Annotated in this window: 14 protein-coding genes, 1 pseudogene and 1 riboswitch; of the genes and pseudogenes, 8 read left to right on the top strand and 7 right to left on the bottom strand. The window is 73.1% G+C overall.

Features of this window, described 5'->3' with window-relative positions:
* Positions 1-5: 5 nt before the first annotated feature.
* The 6 genes from cobM to B4N89_RS04660 form a co-directional block, all read right to left on the bottom strand.
* Complete coding sequence (gene cobM / locus B4N89_RS04635; protein WP_078974583.1) at positions 6-770, bottom strand: precorrin-4 C(11)-methyltransferase; 765 nt, start codon at positions 768-770, stop codon at positions 6-8.
* The gene (cbiE, locus tag B4N89_RS04640; RefSeq protein ID WP_101896994.1) at positions 767-2,044 is read right to left on the bottom strand and encodes a precorrin-6y C5,15-methyltransferase (decarboxylating) subunit CbiE; all 1,278 of its coding nucleotides are present in this window, start codon (positions 2,042-2,044) and stop codon (positions 767-769) included. The genes cobM and cbiE overlap by 4 nt, the downstream gene beginning before the upstream one ends.
* The gene (gene cobN / locus B4N89_RS04645) at positions 2,037-5,684 is read right to left on the bottom strand and encodes a cobaltochelatase subunit CobN (RefSeq protein ID WP_078974585.1); all 3,648 of its coding nucleotides are present in this window, start codon (positions 5,682-5,684) and stop codon (positions 2,037-2,039) included. The genes cbiE and cobN overlap by 8 nt, the downstream gene beginning before the upstream one ends.
* A 204-nt stretch (positions 5,685-5,888) precedes the next feature.
* Positions 5,889-5,990: riboswitch (cobalamin riboswitch) on the bottom strand.
* A gap of 148 nt (positions 5,991-6,138) precedes the next feature.
* Entirely contained in the window at positions 6,139-7,266 is a 1,128-nt protein-coding gene (locus tag B4N89_RS04650; RefSeq protein WP_078974586.1) for a threonine aldolase family protein, read from the bottom strand.
* Between the two features lie 96 nt (positions 7,267-7,362).
* Positions 7,363-7,563 (bottom strand): cold-shock protein, encoded by a 201-nt coding sequence (locus B4N89_RS04655; protein ID WP_078979113.1) that lies wholly within the window; start codon positions 7,561-7,563, stop codon positions 7,363-7,365.
* A gap of 240 nt (positions 7,564-7,803) precedes the next feature.
* Entirely contained in the window at positions 7,804-8,967 is a 1,164-nt protein-coding gene (locus tag B4N89_RS04660) for a CaiB/BaiF CoA transferase family protein (protein WP_078974587.1), read from the bottom strand.
* Positions 8,968-9,062: 95 nt separating this feature from the next.
* On the opposite strand from B4N89_RS04660, the gene B4N89_RS04665 reads away from it, so the two are divergent.
* Positions 9,063-9,812: an ArsR/SmtB family transcription factor gene (locus B4N89_RS04665; protein WP_078974588.1), complete on the top strand. Its 750-nt coding sequence runs from the start codon at positions 9,063-9,065 to the stop codon at positions 9,810-9,812.
* A 16-nt stretch (positions 9,813-9,828) separates the two neighbouring features.
* Here B4N89_RS04665 and B4N89_RS04670 read toward each other — a convergent pair whose 3' ends face one another.
* On the bottom strand, positions 9,829-10,782 hold the full coding sequence (locus tag B4N89_RS04670) for a GlxA family transcriptional regulator (protein ID WP_078974589.1): 954 nt from the start codon (positions 10,780-10,782) through the stop codon (positions 9,829-9,831).
* A gap of 111 nt (positions 10,783-10,893) precedes the next feature.
* Here B4N89_RS04670 and B4N89_RS04675 point away from each other — a divergent pair, with 111 nt between their 5' ends.
* The 7 genes and pseudogenes from B4N89_RS04675 to B4N89_RS04705 all read left to right on the top strand — a co-directional run bounded on the left by B4N89_RS04675 (position 10,894) and on the right by B4N89_RS04705 (position 16,700).
* A complete protein-coding gene (locus B4N89_RS04675; protein WP_078974590.1) occupies positions 10,894-11,823 on the top strand; it encodes an NAD-dependent epimerase/dehydratase family protein in 930 nt (309 codons plus the stop codon).
* Between the two features lie 267 nt (positions 11,824-12,090).
* Positions 12,091-12,768 (top strand): DUF4344 domain-containing metallopeptidase, encoded by a 678-nt coding sequence (locus B4N89_RS04680; RefSeq protein ID WP_161500619.1) that lies wholly within the window; start codon positions 12,091-12,093, stop codon positions 12,766-12,768.
* Between the two features lie 231 nt (positions 12,769-12,999).
* On the top strand, positions 13,000-13,428 hold the full coding sequence (locus B4N89_RS04685) for a TOBE domain-containing protein (RefSeq protein WP_078974592.1): 429 nt from the start codon (positions 13,000-13,002) through the stop codon (positions 13,426-13,428).
* Positions 13,429-13,442: 14 nt separating this feature from the next.
* Positions 13,443-14,294 (top strand): molybdate ABC transporter substrate-binding protein, encoded by an 852-nt coding sequence (gene modA, locus B4N89_RS04690; RefSeq protein ID WP_078979114.1) that lies wholly within the window; start codon positions 13,443-13,445, stop codon positions 14,292-14,294.
* Positions 14,291-15,121 (top strand): ABC transporter permease, encoded by an 831-nt coding sequence (locus B4N89_RS04695; protein ID WP_078974593.1) that lies wholly within the window; start codon positions 14,291-14,293, stop codon positions 15,119-15,121. Before modA ends, B4N89_RS04695 begins: the two co-directional genes overlap by 4 nt.
* Positions 15,118-16,229: pseudogene (locus tag B4N89_RS04700) on the top strand (ABC transporter ATP-binding protein). Before B4N89_RS04695 ends, B4N89_RS04700 begins: the two are co-directional and overlap by 4 nt.
* Before the next feature lie 39 nt (positions 16,230-16,268).
* A complete protein-coding gene (locus tag B4N89_RS04705) occupies positions 16,269-16,700 on the top strand; it encodes a very short patch repair endonuclease (protein WP_078979115.1) in 432 nt (143 codons plus the stop codon).
* Positions 16,701-16,708: the final 8 nt, after the last annotated feature.

Below are 16,708 nucleotides of genomic sequence, written 5' to 3' on the forward strand. Positions count from 1 at the left end.
CCCGTTCATCCGGCCGGCTGCGACGCGGCCGCCCGGTCCCGCGCCTCGCTGTACAGGTGGCTGTCGCAAAACCCCGGCTCGCCCAGCACCCGGCCGACCATGATGACCGCCACCGCCCTGATCCCGTTGTCGCGCACCAGCGACACCAGATCGGCCAGTTCGCCGCGCACGATCAACTCGTCGGGCCGCGACGCGCGGGCCACCACCGCGACCGGGCAGTCCGAGCCGTACAGCGGGGTCAACTCGGCCACCACGCGCTCCACCTGACCCACCGCCAGATGCAGCACGAGGAGGGCGCCGGAGCGGCCGAGGGTGGCCAGGTCCTCACCGGGCGGCATCGCCGTCGCGTTGCCCGCGACCCGGGTCAGGATCACCGTCTGACCCACCGTCGGCAGCGTCAACTCCCGGCCCATGGCCGCCGCCGCGGCGGCGAACGCCGGTACGCCGGGGGTGATGTCCCACGGGATGCCGAGCGCGTCGAGCCGGCGCTGCTGCTCGGCCACCGCGCTGAAGAACGAGGTGTCCCCCGACTGGAGGCGGGCCACGTCGTGCCCGGCGGCGTGCGCCGCCCGCAGTTCCTCGACGATCTGATCCAGGTTCAGCCCGGCGGTGTCCACGAGGCGGGCGCCGGGCGGTGCCGCCTCGACCAGTTCGCGCGGGACGAGTGCGCCCGCGTACAGGCACACCGGCGACGCGGCGATGATGCGCAGCCCGCGCACCGTGATCAGGTCGGCCGCGCCGGGGCCGGCGCCGATGAAGTGCACGGTCATGGGTGGGTTACTCCTGGTTCGGGGCCGGCCGGCTTGACGACCACCCATTGGGTGACCGGCATCGCCGGTCGCCATCCGGTGAAACGGCCCACCGGGGTGGCCCTGGTGATCTGGAGTCGGGTCAACTCCCCGCCGTACGAGGCCCGGTGGCGGACAAGTTCGGCCTCGGTCTCGGCGACCACGGCATTGGCGACCAACCGGCCCCCCGGACGCAGCGCGGACCAACAACGTTCCACCACGCCCGGCACGGTCAGCCCGCCGCCGACGAAGACGGCATCCGGGGTCTCACCCTCCGGGAGCACGTCCGGCGCCCGGCCGCGCACGATCCGCAGGCCCGGGACGCCGAGCGCGACCGCGTTGGCCTCGGCCCGCTCGGCGCGGTCCGCACGCGCCTCGAAACCGATCGCCCGGCACGACGGATGTGCGCGCATCCACTCGATCCCGATGCTGCCGCTGCCCGCGCCGACGTCCCAGAGCAGTTCCCCGGGGCGCGGCCCGAGCCCGGCCAGGGTGACCGCCCGGATCTCGCGCTTGGTCAACTGCCCGTCGTGTGCGTAGACGTCGTCCGGCAGACCGGCCAGCCGGCTCAGTCCCGGCCCAGGCCCGCACACGACGGCAACCACGTTCAGGTCCGCGAACCGCCGCTCCGGGGCCGCCGCGAGCGCGTCGGCGGTGCCGCGCCACACCGACTCGGCCGGGCCGCCCAGGTGTTCCAGCACGGTGACCTCGCTCGTGCCGAAGCCGCGCGCCACCAGCAGCGCCGCCGCCCGCCCGGGCGTCAGCCCATCCGCGCTCAGCACCAACACCCGCCGATCCGCGGCCAGTTCGGCCGTCAAGGTATCCAGCGGTCGGCCCACCGCGCTGACCAGCGCAACGGTCTGCGTCGACCAGCCGAGCCGCGCACATGCCAACGACGCCGACGAGGCCACCGGCACCACCGTGACCCGATCGGCGCCCAACGTCGCCACCAGCGTGGCCCCGACGCCGTGGAACATCGGATCGCCGCTGGCCAGTACGCACACCCGCCGGGACGCCGCCAGGTGGGCCACGAAGTCCACCCGGAACGGCGACGGCCACGCGACCCGTTCGGCCCCGGTGGTGCGCGCCATCGCCAAGTGCCGCGCCCCGCCGACCAACACCTCGGCCTCGCGCACCAAAGCCCGGGCCGCTTCGGACAGTCCGGCCCAGCCGTCGTCCCCGATCCCGACCACGGACACCGGCCGGGCCTGCGGCGATGCCGCCGCAGGCCCGGATCCGGCTTCCCGCTCAGCCATCCCCCGCGTCCTCGCCGCCCTCGAGATCGCCCTCGACATCCAGGTACACCTCGCGCAGCCCGTCGAGCGTGGCCGCCTCCGGCTTCTCCCACATGCCCCGGTCGGCCGCCTCCAACAGCCGCTCGGCGATCCCGCGCAGCGCCCACGGGTTGGACGTGCGCATGAACTCCCGGTTGGTCTCGTCCAGGACGTATTCGCCCGCGAGCTTCTCGTACATCCAGTCCGCCACCACACCGGTGGTGGCGTCGTAGCCGAACAGGTAGTCCACGGTGGCCGCCAGCTCGAACGCGCCCTTGTAGCCGTGCTTGCGCATCGCCTCGATCCAGCGCGGGTTGACCACCCGGGCGCGGAACACCCGCGCGGTCTCCTGCTGGAGGGTGCGGGTGCGGACCGCGTCGGGCATGGTCGAGTCGCCGATGTAGGCGGCGGGCGCGGTCCCGGTCAGCGCGCGTACCGCCGCGACCATGCCGCCGTGATATTGGAAGTAGTCGTCCGAGTCGGCGATGTCGTGCTCGCGCGTGTCGGTGTTCTTGGCCGCGACGGCGATCCTGCGGTACGCGTCCTCCATGTCCTCACGTGCGAACACCCCGTCCAGGCCCCGCCCGTAGGCGTACCCGCCCCACGTCGCGTACACCTCGGCCAGGTCCGCGTCGTCGCGCCAGGTGCGGGCGTCGATCAGCGGCAGCAGGCCCGCGCCGTACGCGCCCGGCCGCGAGCCGAACACGCGCGTGGTGGCGCGCCGCGCGTCGCCGTGCCGGGCGACGTCGGCCCGGACGTGTGCCCGGACGTAGTTGTCCTCGTCCGGCTCGTCCGCCTCCGCGGCCAGCCGCACCGCGTCGTCGAGCAGCAGCACCACGTGCGGGAAGGCGTCCCGGAAGAAGCCGGAGATGCGCACCGTCACATCCACGCGCGGGCGGCCCAGTTCGGCGGGCGGGATCGTCTCGATCCCGGTCACCCGGCGCGACGCGTCGTCCCAGATCGGCCGCACCCCCAGCAGCGCCAGCACCTCGGCGATGTCGTCGCCGCTGGTCCGCATCGCGCTGGTGCCCCAGACCGAAAGGCCCACCGAGCGCGGCCAGTTCCCGTCGTTGTCGGCGCGGTAGCGGGCCAACAGCGAGTCGGCGAGCGCCTGTCCGGTCTCCCAGGCCAGTCGGCTGGGGATCGCCTTCGGGTCCACGGTGTAGAAGTTGCGGCCGGTCGGCAGCACGTTGACCAGGCCGCGCAGCGGCGAACCGCTGGGCCCGGCCGCGACGTAGCCGCCCTCCAGGGCGTGCAGCACCGCGCCGATCTCGTCCCCGGTGCGGTCCAGGCGCGGCACGATCTCGGTCGCCGCGAACGCCAACACCTCGGCGACGGCGGGCGATGCGCCGCCCAGCACCTCGGCGGTGACCGTCGCGGCCCGGGTCGGGTCCCAGTCGGCCGCCTCCATCGCCGCGACCAGTCGGTGTGCCCGGTCCTCGGCGTCGTCGGTCTCGGTCCGCGTGGCGCTGCCGCCCTCGACCAGGCCGAGGGATTCGCGCAACCCGGGCAGCGCGGCGGCCCGTCCGCCCCACACCTGGCGCGCCCGCAACATCGCGGTGACCAGGTTGATCCGGCCCTCACCGGTGGGCGCGCTGCCCAGGATGTGCAGGCCCTCGCGGATCTGCGCGTCCTTGACCTCGCAGAGCCACCCGTCCAGGTGCAGGATCAGGTCGTCGAACTCGGCCTCGTGCGGGCGGTCGGTGATGCCGAGGTCGTGGTCCAGCTTGGTGGCCTGGATCAGCGTCCAGATCTGGCTCTGCAGGGCCGGGCCCTTGGCCGGGTCCAGCGCCTGCACGTTGGCGTATTCGTCGAGCAGTTGCTCCAGGCGGGTCAGGTCGCCGTACGTCTCGGCACGCGCCATCGGCGGCACCAGGTGGTCGACGATGATCGCGTGTGCGCGCCGCTTGGCCTGGGCGCCCTCGCCCGGGTCGTTGACCAGGAACGGGTACACCAGCGGCAGGTCGCCCAGCACCGCGTCGGGACCGCACTCCGAGGACAACCCCAGGTTCTTGCCCGGCAGCCACTCCAACGTGCCGTGCTTGCCGAGGTGGACGAGGGCGTGCGCGCCGAAGCCGCCCCGCCCGGCGGGCGCGTCCAGCCACCAGTAGGCGGCCAGGTAGTGGTGGCTCGGCGGCAGGTCCGGGTCGTGGTAGATGGCGACCGGGTTCTCGCCGAAGCCGCGCGGCGGCTGGATGATCAGGATGACGTTGCCCGCGCGCAGCGCGGCGAGCACGATCTCGCCCTCCGGATCGCGCGAGTGGTCCACGTACAGCTCGCCGGGCGGCGGGCCCCAGTGCTCCTCGATGTTCGCGCGCAGCCCGAGCGGCAGGGTCGCGTAGCGCTCGCGGTAGGCGGCGGCGGAGATCCGGACCGGGTTGCCTTCGAGTTGACCCTCCGTCAACCACTCGGGATCCTGGCCGCCGGCCGCGATCAGCGCGTGGATCAGCTTGTCGCCGTCCGGGGGTTCCAGGCCGGGCAGCGCGTCGGCGCCGTCGAGCGCGCCGACGTCGTAGCCGGCCGCGCGCATCGCGCGCAGCAGCGCGACCGCCGAGGCGGGGGTGTCCAGGCCGACGGCGTTGCCGATCCGGGAGTGTTTGGTCGGGTACGCGGAGAGCACCACGCCGACTCGGCGCTCCGTGGCCGGTACGTGCCGGAGCAGGGCGTGTCGTACCGCGATCCCGGCCACCCGGGCGGCCCGTTCGGGGTCGGCGGCGTAGTGGGTGAGGCCGTCCGCGCCGGTCTCCTTGAACGAGAACGGGACGGTGATCAGCCGGCCGTCGAACTCCGGCACCGCCACCTGGGTGGCCGCGTCCAGCGGCGACAGGCCCGCGTCGCCGGCCTCCCACTCGGCCCGACTGGTGGTGAGGTTGAGCGCCTGGAGGATGGTGATGTCGAGTCCGGCCAGCGCCCCGACGTCCCACTGCTCGTCGTCGCCGCCGGCGGACACCTCGGCGGGCTTGGCCCCACCGGCACCACCCGCGGCCAGCACGGTCACCAGGAGCGCGTCCAACTCGCCGAGCGCGGCGAACAACGACTCGTCGGCGCCGCGCAGCGACGCGCACCAGATCGGTACCGGCCGCCCGCCCGCGTTCTCGATCGCCGTGCACAGGTCGGCCACGAACGCGGTGTTCCCGGCCAGGTGGTGCGCGCGGTAGTACAGCACGCCCACCGCCGGGCCGTCGCCGCCGGACGCCGTGCGGTCGAGCCGCCCCCAGGAGGGCACCTCGACGGGCGGCTCGAAGCCGAAGCCGGTGAGCAGCAGCGTGTCGGACAGGAAGCGGTGGAGCTGGGTCAGGTTGGCGGGGCCGCCCTGGGCGAGGTAGGCGTGCGCCTGCGCACTCACCCCGGCGGGCACCGTGGCCAGTTCCATCAGCGCCGCGTCGGCGGCGAGTTCGCCGCTGACCACGACCACCGGGCGCGGGCCGGCGAGCAGCGCGTCCAGGCCCGCCTCCCACGCGCGCCGGCCGCCGAGCAGGCGGACCACGACGAGGTCGGTGCCGTCGAGGAGCGCGGGCAGGTCGGCCACGTCGACCCGGGAGGGGTTGGCCAGGCGCCAGTCGCCCTCGCTCGCCTTGGCGCTGAGCAGGTCGGTGTCGGAGGTGGAGAGAAGGAGGATCACCGGGAGCCTCCGACGGGGACGATGCCGCGGGCCGACCGGCCGGGCGTGTGGCCGCCGGGCGTGTGACGGGCGGGCGTAAGCCGGCCGGGTGTACGTCGGCCGGGTGTACGTCGACTGGGTGTGCAAGAACGCCGGCAGGACGAAATCGTCACCTGGAAGCGCCTCTCCGGGGTCCGCGCCCCATCGGACTCGGGGTGAGACGCGCAGTTCCTGACTCCCGGTCGCGCCGTGGTCGACGTCGGGCGACGTCGTACGGCGGAGCCGGTCACAGTGGCGGGACCGTCCCGGGATCACACCGGGTTCCTGCCACGCCCTCCCCGCGCCGGTAGGGCCGGCGCGGGGCCAGCATTGCTCAGTGGCCCGCCTTGACGCAACATGCCCGGATCGGCGTGGGCGGCGGGGGTGATACATGTCACCGACGGCCGCCGGTCGCCGCGGCCGGCCTCGCCCGCTGTCAGCCGCTCTCGCGGACCCGCTCCACGAACGCGCCGAACTCGTCGGCGACCTCGTCCTCGGTCCACTCCAGGGCGGGTTCGGCGACGGTGATCTCCGTGTACGACAGACCCGGCAGCGCGGGCTCGGTCCAGCGGCCGGTGAGCCACACCCCACGCTCGACGGCGTACTCGACGCTCGTCCGGTTGAGCAGTTCGGCCGGGTACGGCAACCACACCTGGAACTGGTGGGTGTGCGGGACCGCCGGGAACACCTTCGTCTGCCGCACCCGGGCGAGGCCGGCCGCCACCGTCGCGGCATGCCCGACGCAGGTCGCCAGCCGGGGCAGTGTCTCGGTGAGCGCGGCCAGCGCCTCCAGCGCCATCGGCCACGCCTGGAACGGTCGCCCACCGTAGCGGTGGCGCCACGCGTGCGCTTCCTCGATCAGCTCGGCGGTGCCCGCGAGGGCCGCCCCGGCGCTCGCGCCGAGACCCTTGTAGTAGGACACGTACACCGAGTCGAACAGGTCGACGATATCGGTCAGCCCGTGCCCGAGCCCCGTGGTGCTCTCCCACAGCCGGGCGCCGTCCAGGTGCAGCGCGGCGTGCCGATCCCGGGCGGCCTGGACGACGGCGATCAGGTCGTCCCAGGCGGGCAGGACGAAACCGTGGTCGCGCAGCGGGAGTTCGTAGAAGAGCGTGCCGAATCGCTCGGCGCTGCTTCGGACGTCGTCGGCGGTGATCTGCCCCGGCCCCTGGGTGAGCACGAGTGGCCGGAGCCCGGACAGGACCGAGATCGCGTCGCGCTCGTAGGTCAGCGGGTGGGCGCGGGGGTGGATGCCGACCACGTCGGATCCCGTGGCTCCGGCGTGGATGCGCAGCGCGACCTGCTGGGCCATCGTGCCGGTGGGGAAGAGCAGCGCCGCCTCGGTGCCGAGCAGCTCGGCGGTCCGGGCCTCCAGGCGGGCGACCGCGCCGCCGTCGCCGTAGGTGTCCGGCCATTCGTCGGGGTCGACGTGCTCGTGCGCGTAGGCGTCGAGCCGGGCCAGCCGCTCGGCGACCGTGGCGGGCCGTACCCCGGACAGGATCCGGCCGCATGCACGGATCACGCGCATGCGGCCGGCGTGCTCGTCGTTGCCGATGTATGCCATGGGGGCATCATGCAACGCGCGGGATCGCTCCGGTACGCACACACGGCCCGCCCCGGGGAGGGGGCGGGCCGTGTGGGTGGTGCGAGGTGCCGCGGATCAGATGGTGATGTTCTCCGCCTGCGGGCCCTTCTGGCCCTGCACGGCGTCGTAGCTGACCTTCTGACCTTCGGTCAGCTCACGGAAGCCCTGGGACTGGATCGCCGAGTAGTGCGCGAAGACATCCGGGCCGCCGTCGTCCGCCTGGATGAAGCCGAAGCCCTTTTCCGCGTTGAACCACTTCACGGTTCCAGTAGCCATACAAATCTCCTTCGTGGTACCGAATGCGGACGTGCGCACATGCACATCCACAGGCCGCAACAGCAATTCACTCTTCACACGAATCCGGTTCTGGATAAACAAAAAGCGCCCGACGGTCACGACCGTAAGGCGCTCACAAAATTCATGGGAACCACTACTGCAACTGCCTCGAGGCTAGCACGGAAATGTCGCGGGGCTCGGAAGGCGGACAAATATCTCCGCCCGCGGGTCGCGAGCCGCCTACTCGTGGGCCGCCTTCGGCTCGGTGAAGCCCAACTCCTGAAGGATCGCCGCCGTGTGCTCGCCGACCGCCGGGATCGGGCCCATCGCCGGCTCGCGGCCGGCCACCGTGACCGGCGGCAGCAGCGCGCGCAGCGGGCCCGCCGGGGAGTCGACGGTGCGCAGTCGGTCGCGGGCGGCCAGTTGCGGGTGGTCGGCGAATTCGGCGACGGTGCGCATGCGGGCGTTGGCGATGCCGACCGCGTCCAGGCTCGCCACGATCTCGTCGGCCGTACGGTCCGCGAAGGCCGCCTCGATCAGCGCGGTCAGCCGCTTGTTGGCCGCCACCCGCAGCGAATTGGTGCGAAAGTCCGGATCCTCGATCAACTCCGGCTGCCCGAGTACCCGTTCGCACAGCGCCGCCCACTCCCGATCGTTCTGCACACCCACGAACACCTGACCGCCGCCGCCCACGCGGTACGGTCCGTAGGGCGCGATCGCCGCATGCCGGGCTCCGGTGCGCGGCGGGGGTGTGCCGCCGTAGGTCGCGAAGTAGTACGGGAATCCCATCCACTCGCCCAGCGCGTCGAGCATGGAAACCTCGAACGAGCTGCCCTCGCCCGTGAGTTGCCGCTCGTAGAGCGCGGTGAGCAGGCCGGTGAAGGCGTACATCGCGGCGGCTATGTCGGCGATCGGAATCCCCGCCTTGGCCGGCTCGTCGGCGGTACCGGTGACCGACAGCAGTCCCGCCTCGCACTGCACGAGCAGGTCGTACGCCTTCTTGTCCCGATAGGGTCCCGCGGTCCCATAACCCGATATTCCACAAACGATCAGCCGGGGAAATCTGGCCCGCAATTCGGCCGCGCCGAGCCCGAGCCGATCGGCCGCGCCCGGTGCCAGGTTCTGGACGAACACATCGGCTCGGGCCAGCAGTCGATCCAAAATCTCCGGCGCCCGCTCGTCCTTCACGTCGAGCGTCAGACTTTCCTTCCCCCGATTGGCCCAGACGAAGTGGCTGGACAAACCCTCGACGGTCTCGTCGTACGCCCGGGCGAAATCCCCCGCGCCGGGCCGCTCGATCTTGATCACCCGGGCGCCGAGATCCGCCAGTTGGCGCGTGGCGTAGGGCGCGGCGATGGCCTGTTCGAGCGAGACGACGGTGACACCCGTGAGCGGTAGGAACACCCTCCCATCCTGACAGAGCCGGGCACGCGCACGGCCTGTCGGTGGCGGCGAACCCTTCGGTCCGCGCCGAAGCGTCCCGGGGCGATGATGGCGGCATGGACTCGACCGCACGTGCCTCCGATCCGGATTCGGTGCCTCGCCTCGCCGCGCTCGCCGCGTTGCTCGCGGACGAGACGCGAGCGGCGGTGTGTCTGGCCCTGCTGGATCGGCGGGCCTGGACCGCCGGCGAGTTGGCCCGGCACTGCGGGGTCGCGCCGTCCACGATCAGCGAGCACCTGACCCGCCTCGTCGAAGGTGGCCTGCTGGTCGGGGAGCGGCAGGGACGGCACCGGTATGTGCGGTTGGCCGATGCGGGGGTGGCGCGGATGGTCGAGGACCTGGCCGCGTACACCACGCCGGCGACCCCTCGGCCGGCCGCGTCGCTGCGGGCGCACTCGGCCGGCGCGGCCCTGGCCCGGGGGCGTACCTGCTACGACCACCTGGCCGGCCGCCTCGGCGTGGCGATCACCGACGCGCTCACCGCCCGGGGCCTGCTGCGCCAGGACGCCGGCTTCGCGATCACCGAGGCGGGCCTGACCTGGCTCACGGAATTGGGCGCCGACCTCACCGCATCGGGCAAACGTCCACTGGCCCGCCCCTGCCTGGACTGGACCGAGCGCCGCCACCACCTGGCCGGCACCGCCGGCGCCGAACTGTGCCGACTTCTGTCGTCCCGGGGCTGGACCGAACGTGTCGGCACGGGCCGCGCGGTCCGCGCCACCGAGGCCGGGCGCGCCGAACTGGGCCGGATGCTGGGCATCCGGGCGGAGGACCTCGAGGTGACGGCGGGCACGGCTCCGGCCTGAGCGGTCACCGGCGGCCTCACATGCGCGTGAAGGCCGCTCGATAGCCGCTGGGCGTCAAGCCGGTGCGGCGCAGGAGGTGTTTGCGCAGTGAATCCGTGGTGCCGATGCCGCTGTTGTGCGCGACCTGTTCCATGGTCAGGTTCGTCGATTCCAGCAACTCCCGGGCCCGGTCGATGCGTTGGTGGAGGAGCCATTGCAGGGGGCTGAGGCCGGCCTCGGCGTGGAAGCGGCGGGTGAGGGTGCGCACGCTGGTGTTCGCGTGGGCGGCGAGGTCGGCCAGGGTGAGCGGGCGGTCGAGTCGGGCCAGGGCCCAGGCGCGGGTCTCGGCAAGCGATACGCCGGTCTCCGCCGGAAGGGGCGTTTCGATGAACTGGGCCTGGCCGCCCGGGCGGACCGGGGCCGCGACGACCAGGCGGGCGACGGTGTTGGCGATCGCCGCGCCGTGGTCGGTGCGGATCAGGTGCAGGCACAGGTCGATGCCGGCGGACAGGCCGGCGGAGGTCAGGATCGGCCCGTCCTCGACGTACAGCACGTCGGGGCGCAGGTCGACGGCCGGGAAGCGGCGGCGGAACTCGTCGGTCATGGTCCAGTACGTGGTGGCCGCGCGCCCGTCGAGCAGGCCGGCCTGGGCCAGCACGAAGGCGCCGGTACAGATCGACGCGACGCGCTTGCCGGCCGCGGCGGCGGTGCGCAGCGTGGTCAGGATCCTCGGGTCGGCGTCGGCGCGGGCTCCGGTGCCGGTGACCACGACCGTGTCGGCGGTGTCGATCGTGTCCAGGCCGTGCGGCACCACGATGTCGAGGCTGCCGGTGCCGACGACGGCGCCGGGGTCGGCGGTGCACACCCGCACCTCGTATCCGGGCGCGCCGTCTGCCAGTTCGACGGCGCCGAGCACCAACTCCGGGATGGACAGGTCGAAAGTGGTCACCGGCGGCACGGCCACGACGGCTATTCGATGGACGGCACGCATGGCCCGAACCTCCGGATGTTTGGCGTTCCGGCCACTACCGTACGCCCGGGCGGGAGCGGGAGGCTGAGCACGTCCATTCGGACGCCACCCCTCCCTCCTCCTGGAGCGATCATGTCCGCATCCACCGGATTCCACGTCGTGGTCGGCGCCGGCACCACCGGTACCGCCACCGCCCTGCTCCTCGCCGAGTCCGGCGAGCGGGTCCGGGTCGTCACCCGACGCGGCGGCGGCCCGGGGCATCCCCTGGTCGAACGCGTCGCCGCCGACGCGACCGACGCCGCGCGCCTGACCGAACTCACGCGCGGCGCGACCACGTTGTTCAACTGCGCGATGCCGGCCTACGACCGCTGGCCCACCGACTGGCCGCCGCTGGCCGCCGCGCTGTTGACGGCGGCGGAGCGGACGGGGGTGCACTATGTGATGCTCGGCAACGTATACGGCTACGGCCCGGTGGACGGGCCGATGACCGAGGACCTGCCGATGGCGCCGACCACGGTCAAGGGCCGGGTCCGGGCCGACATGTGGACTGCCGCGCTGGCCGCGCACGAGGCGGGCCGCGCCCTGGTCACCGAGGTCCGCGCGAGCACGTACCTCGGCGTGGGCGTGGCCTCGCTGTTCAACTTCGTGGTCGTCCCGAACGTGCTCGCCGGCACCCCGGCCGCGCTCCCCGACGACCTCGACGCACCGCAGAGTTGGTCGTACAACGGCGACGTCGCCCGCACCCTGGTCGCGGCGGCCCGCTCCGCCGAATCCTGGGGCCGCGCCTGGCACGTACCGTCGTCGACCGCGTCCGTCCGCACCCTGACCACCCGCTTCGCCGCCCTCACCGACTCGCCCGCCCCGACCCTGACCCGAATGTCGATCGAGGAACTCCGCGCGCTCGGACGGGAGAACCCGATCGTCGGCGAGTTCGAGGAAATGCTCTATCTGACGGACGGCAACTCCCACGTGGACGCGACAACAACCACCAAGCTCCTACAGGTCTCCGCCACCCCCACGGACACCGCCCTCACCGAACTGGCGGCCTCCGTAAGCAAGTAGGCCAGGCGAGCAGCGCCGACGAACGCGTCACCCGCCCGGTCCGCCGGGCCACCCAACGATCGCTCCGCTCGCCGGGTGGCGCATATACCGTCGGCGTATGCGGGCTTGGAGTGGGGGCGGGCGGTGACGCGGGTCGGACGGGCGTGGGTGGGGCTCGTCGTGGTTGTCCTCGTCGGCGGGTGCGGCTCGTCCGGGGGTGATGCCGACGAGGTTCGGCCCACGGACGCGAAGGACTCGTCGTCTCCGCCGCCGGGGCGTGCCGGCTTCGTGGTTCGCTATGAGGAGCCGGCTTCCGCCGATCGGGACGCGGCGTCCTTCCTGCGTGCGCGAAGGCCCATGGAGGCGGCCGTCGAGGCGCTCGGCGCGTTCGTCGACCCCGGGCGGGAGATCGCCGTCGTCGGGCGCTCGTGTGGCGGGGAGGGTTCCGCGTACGATCCCGAAACCCGTCGTATCCAGGTGTGTTACGACGACCTCGCGGACGAGCGTGCCCTGTTCGAGCGCGGCGGCCATCGGCCCGCCGACGACGAGGTCGTCGCCGTGGTGGCGGAGACCGTGTACCACGAGGCCGGCCACGCCCTCGTCGACGTGCTGCGGCTGCCCTTCGACGAACGGGCCGAGGAGGATGCGGCGGATCGGTTCGCCGCTCTGCTGTTGCTGCGCCAAGGCGTGGACGGGGAGCGGCAGTTGCGGGCGGCGGTGGAGGAGTACCGGCTGTCGGCGGCGGAGGCGGACCGGGCCGATCGTGATGCGAAGGACGAGCACGCACCGGATCTCGTACGCGCCGCCGACCACCTCTGCCGGCTCTACGGCGCCGCCCCCGACCGGAATCCCGACCTGGCGAACACGAGCCTGCTCCCCCGGGAGCGCGTCGCCGGCTGCGCGGCCGAGTGGACCCGTGCCCGCGACGCCTGGCTGAAGGACCTCGCGCCCATCCTGCGTCGGTAGCCCGCGGCGGTTCCACACGCCGTCCCGATGCACGATCGCCCCCTGCAGGCCGGTTCCGACACGACAGCCGCGGCGGCGCCACGGACGGCCGATCAGGTCGAATCTGCGAGGCTTGTGGCGGAGGTGTCCTGGCATCTGCAAGGATGGTGTTCCGCGGGCGGCGGTTCGGCCGTCGCCTGCGTACATCGGCTTCGCTCTGTGGGAGAGGCGGGCGTGACTAGGATCCCGGCCGTGAACACGTTCGGGATCGGTGACGCGGCGGCTCTGCTCGGTGTGAGCGCGGATACGGTGCGGCGCTGGGTGGACTCCGGTCGACTCGACGCGCGGCGGGACGAGAACGGTCGGCGGGTGGTGGACGGTGCCGCGTTGGCCGCGTTCGCCCGCTCGACGGCCGCCGGCGACGCCCGCGCGGACAGCGAACGGCTCGGCTGGTCGTCGGCGCGCAACCGCTTCCGCGGCATCGTCACCGACGTCCGCAAGGACACGGTGATGGCCCAGGTCGAGATCCAGGCCGGGCCGTACCGGGTGGTCTCGCTGATGAGCGCCGAGGCCGCGGACGAACTCGGCCTCCGGGTCGGCGTACTCGCCACCGCGGTCGTGAAGTCGACGAATGTCATGGTGGAGCGGACCGAGGGCGCGCGCGAGCACTCCCTCGAATAGTGGGAGCGGGCACGATGGGCGCAATCGGGACGGTGCGGGCCGGACGGGTGATCGCGGCGACGCTGCTCGCGGGGGCGATGGTAACCCTCACCGCGTGCGGCGGCGACGACGACAAGAAGGACGACCGGGACGCCACGAAGGCCGCCCCGCAGGCCCCCGGCAGCGCGCCCGCCGCCGACGCCAAGCCGCTCAAGGGCACCGTCACCGTGTTCGCGGCCGCATCGCTGACCGAGACGTTCACCGCGCTGGGCAAGCGGTTCGAGGCCGCCCACCCCGGCGTCACCGTCAAGTTCAACTACGGGGGCAGCTCGGCGCTCGCCGCGAGCATCAACCAGGGTGCGCCCGCCGACGTGTTCGCCTCCGCCGACGAGAAGAACATGAAGCTCGTCACCGACGGCAAGAGCGCCGACGGCGCGCCCACCGCGTTCGCGAAGAACACCTTGCAGATCGCGGTGGCGCCGGGCAATCCGAAGAACGTCAAATCGCTCGCCGACCTCAAGCGGGACGGCCTCAAGGTCGCCCAGTGCGCCCCGCAGGTTCCCTGCGGCGCCGCCGCCAGGACCGCGCTCGACGCGGGCGGCGTCAAGTTCACCCCGTCCACGCTCGAACAGGACGTCAAGGCCGCGCTGACCAAGCTCACTCTCGGCGAAGTGGACGCCGCGCTCGTGTACCGCACCGATGTCAAGGCCGCGGGTGCCAAGGTGGTCGGCGTGGACTTCCCCGAGGCCGCCCAGGCGGTCAACACGTACCCGATCGTCCCGCTCGCGAAGGCGCCCAACGCCGACGCGGCCAAGGCGTTCGTCGCCTTCGTCCTGGCCGAGCCCGGCCGCACCGCACTGACCGCGGCGGGTTTCCAGGCCCCGTGATCGGCTCTCTCCGGGTCCGCCGCCGCGTGCGGGCCGAACGACCGCGCCGCGGCGGCGCGCCCCTGGCCCTGCTCGTCCCCGGCCTGATCGGCCTGGTGTTTTTGGTGCTGCCGCTGCTCGGACTGCTGATCCGGGCGCCGTGGAGCGACCTGGGGCGTCAGCTCGGCAGTACGGAGGTCCGCGAGGCGCTGAAGCTCTCGCTGTTCACCGCGACCATCGCCACCGGCATCGTGCTCGTGCTCGGTGTACCGCTGGCGTGGCTGCTCGCCCGCACCGACTTCCCCGGGCGGCGCCTGATCCGGGCGCTGGTCACCCTGCCGCTGGTGTTGCCGCCGGTGGTGGGCGGTGTGGCGCTGCTCCTGGTGCTGGGCCGCAAAGGCATCGTCGGCGCATGGCTGGACGACACGTTCGGCTACACGCTGCCGTTCACCACCACCGGGGTGATCGTGGCCGAGGCGTTCGTGGCGATGCCGTTTCTGGTGATCAGCGTCGAGGGTGCGCTGCGAGCGGCGGATCCGCGGTACGAGGAGGCCGCGGCCACGCTGGGCGCGTCCCGCTGGACCGCGTTTCGCCGGGTCACCCTGCCGCTGATCGCCCCGGGCGTGGCGGCGGGCGCGGTACTCGCGTGGGCCCGCGCGCTCGGCGAGTTCGGCGCCACCATCACCTTCGCCGGCAACTTCCCCGGCAAGACCCAGACGATGCCGCTCGCCGTCTACCTCGCGCTCGAAACCGATCCGGAGGCGGCGATCGTGCTCTCCCTGGTGTTGTTGGCGGTGTCCGTGCTGATCCTGGCGGGCCTGCGCGAGCGTTGGATGACCACCTCGTGACCGGCCTCGACCAGGCACCCGACCGGGCACCCGACGCGGTGCCCGACCCGGCCGCCGGCCTCGACGCGCATCTCGTGGTCGCCCGCGACGCGTTCCGCCTGGACGTACGCCTGACCGCCGCGCCCGGCGAGGTGGTCGCGCTGCTCGGCCCCAACGGCGCCGGCAAGACCACCGCGCTGCGCGCCCTGGCGGGCCTGACCCCCTGGGCGGCGGGCACACCCGGCTCGCCGGCGTCGACCTGGAGGATCCGGACCGACGCCGCTACACCCCGCCCGAGCGGCGACCGGTGGGCGTGGTGTTCCAGGACTACCTGCTCTTCCCGCACCTGTCCGCGCTGGACAACGTCGCCTTCGGCCCGCGCTGCCAGGGCGTCGGCCGGCGCGAGGCGCGCGCCGTGGCGGCCGAGTGGCTGGAGCGGGTCGGCCTGGCCGAGCACGCGGGCGTCAAGCCGGGTCGGCTCTCCGGCGGCCAGGCGCAGCGGGTCGCCCTCGCCCGGGCGCTGGCCACGCACCCGCGGCTGCTGCTCCTGGACGAGCCACTGGCCGCCCTCGACGCGCGCACCAGGGTGGAGATCCGGGCCACGCTGCGCCGGCATCTGACCGACTTCGACGGGGTCGCGGTGGTGATCACCCACGATCCGCTCGACGCGATGGTGCTGGCCGACCGGCTCACCGTGATCGAGGCGGGCCGCGCGGTCCAGGACGGCACGCCGGCGGAGGTGGCCCGGCATCCGCGCACGGACTATGTGGCCCGCCTGGTCGGCCTGAACCTGTACCGCGGCACCACCTCCCGGGGCGGCGTCGAGCTGGCCGCCGGGCAGCGCCTGGTGGTCGCCGAACTCCCGGACGCGGCCGAGGTGTTCGTGGCCTTCCCGCCGTCGGCGGTGACGCTGTACCGCAGCCGCCCCGACGGCAGTCCGCGCAACCTGTGGCAGGTCGAGGTGGACGGCATGGAACTGCACGGCGACACGGTGCGGGTCGAGCTGACCGGACCGGTGCCGCTGCTCGCCGACGTCACGCCACCGGCCGTCGCCGAACTCGAACTCGCGCCCGGGAAGCCGGTATGGGCGGCGGTGAAGGCCACCGAGGCCCGTGCGTACCCGGCCTGAACACCATCACCGCGCGCGATGACGGTGCGACCGTGCACCATGGTCCCCGTGACGAGCCTGACCACCACCGACGCGACTCGTGCCCGGATGAGTCGCCAACGCAGCAAGGACACCGGCGTCGAGGTCGCGCTGCGGCGCGTCCTGCACGGCATGGGACTGCGCTACCGCGTGCACCGCCGCCCGCTCAAGGGCATCCGGCGCGAGGCCGACGTCGTCTTCGGCCCGGCCAAGGTCGCCGTCTACGTCGACGGCTGCTTCTGGCACGGCTGCCCGGTGCACGCGACCTGGCCCAAGCGCAACGCCGAGTTCTGGAAGACCAAGATCGAGGGAAACCGCACCCGCGACGCGGACACCGACCGGCGGATGGCCGAGGCCGGCTGGTTGGTCGTGCGGGTCTGGGAGCACGAGGACGCGGCCACCGCGGCGGCCAGGGTTCGGGACGCGGTGATCGCACGCCGCGCGGCCGGCTAACCTGTCCG

Source organism: Embleya scabrispora, assembly GCF_002024165.1.
GTDB lineage: Bacteria > Actinomycetota > Actinomycetes > Streptomycetales > Streptomycetaceae > Embleya > Embleya scabrispora_A.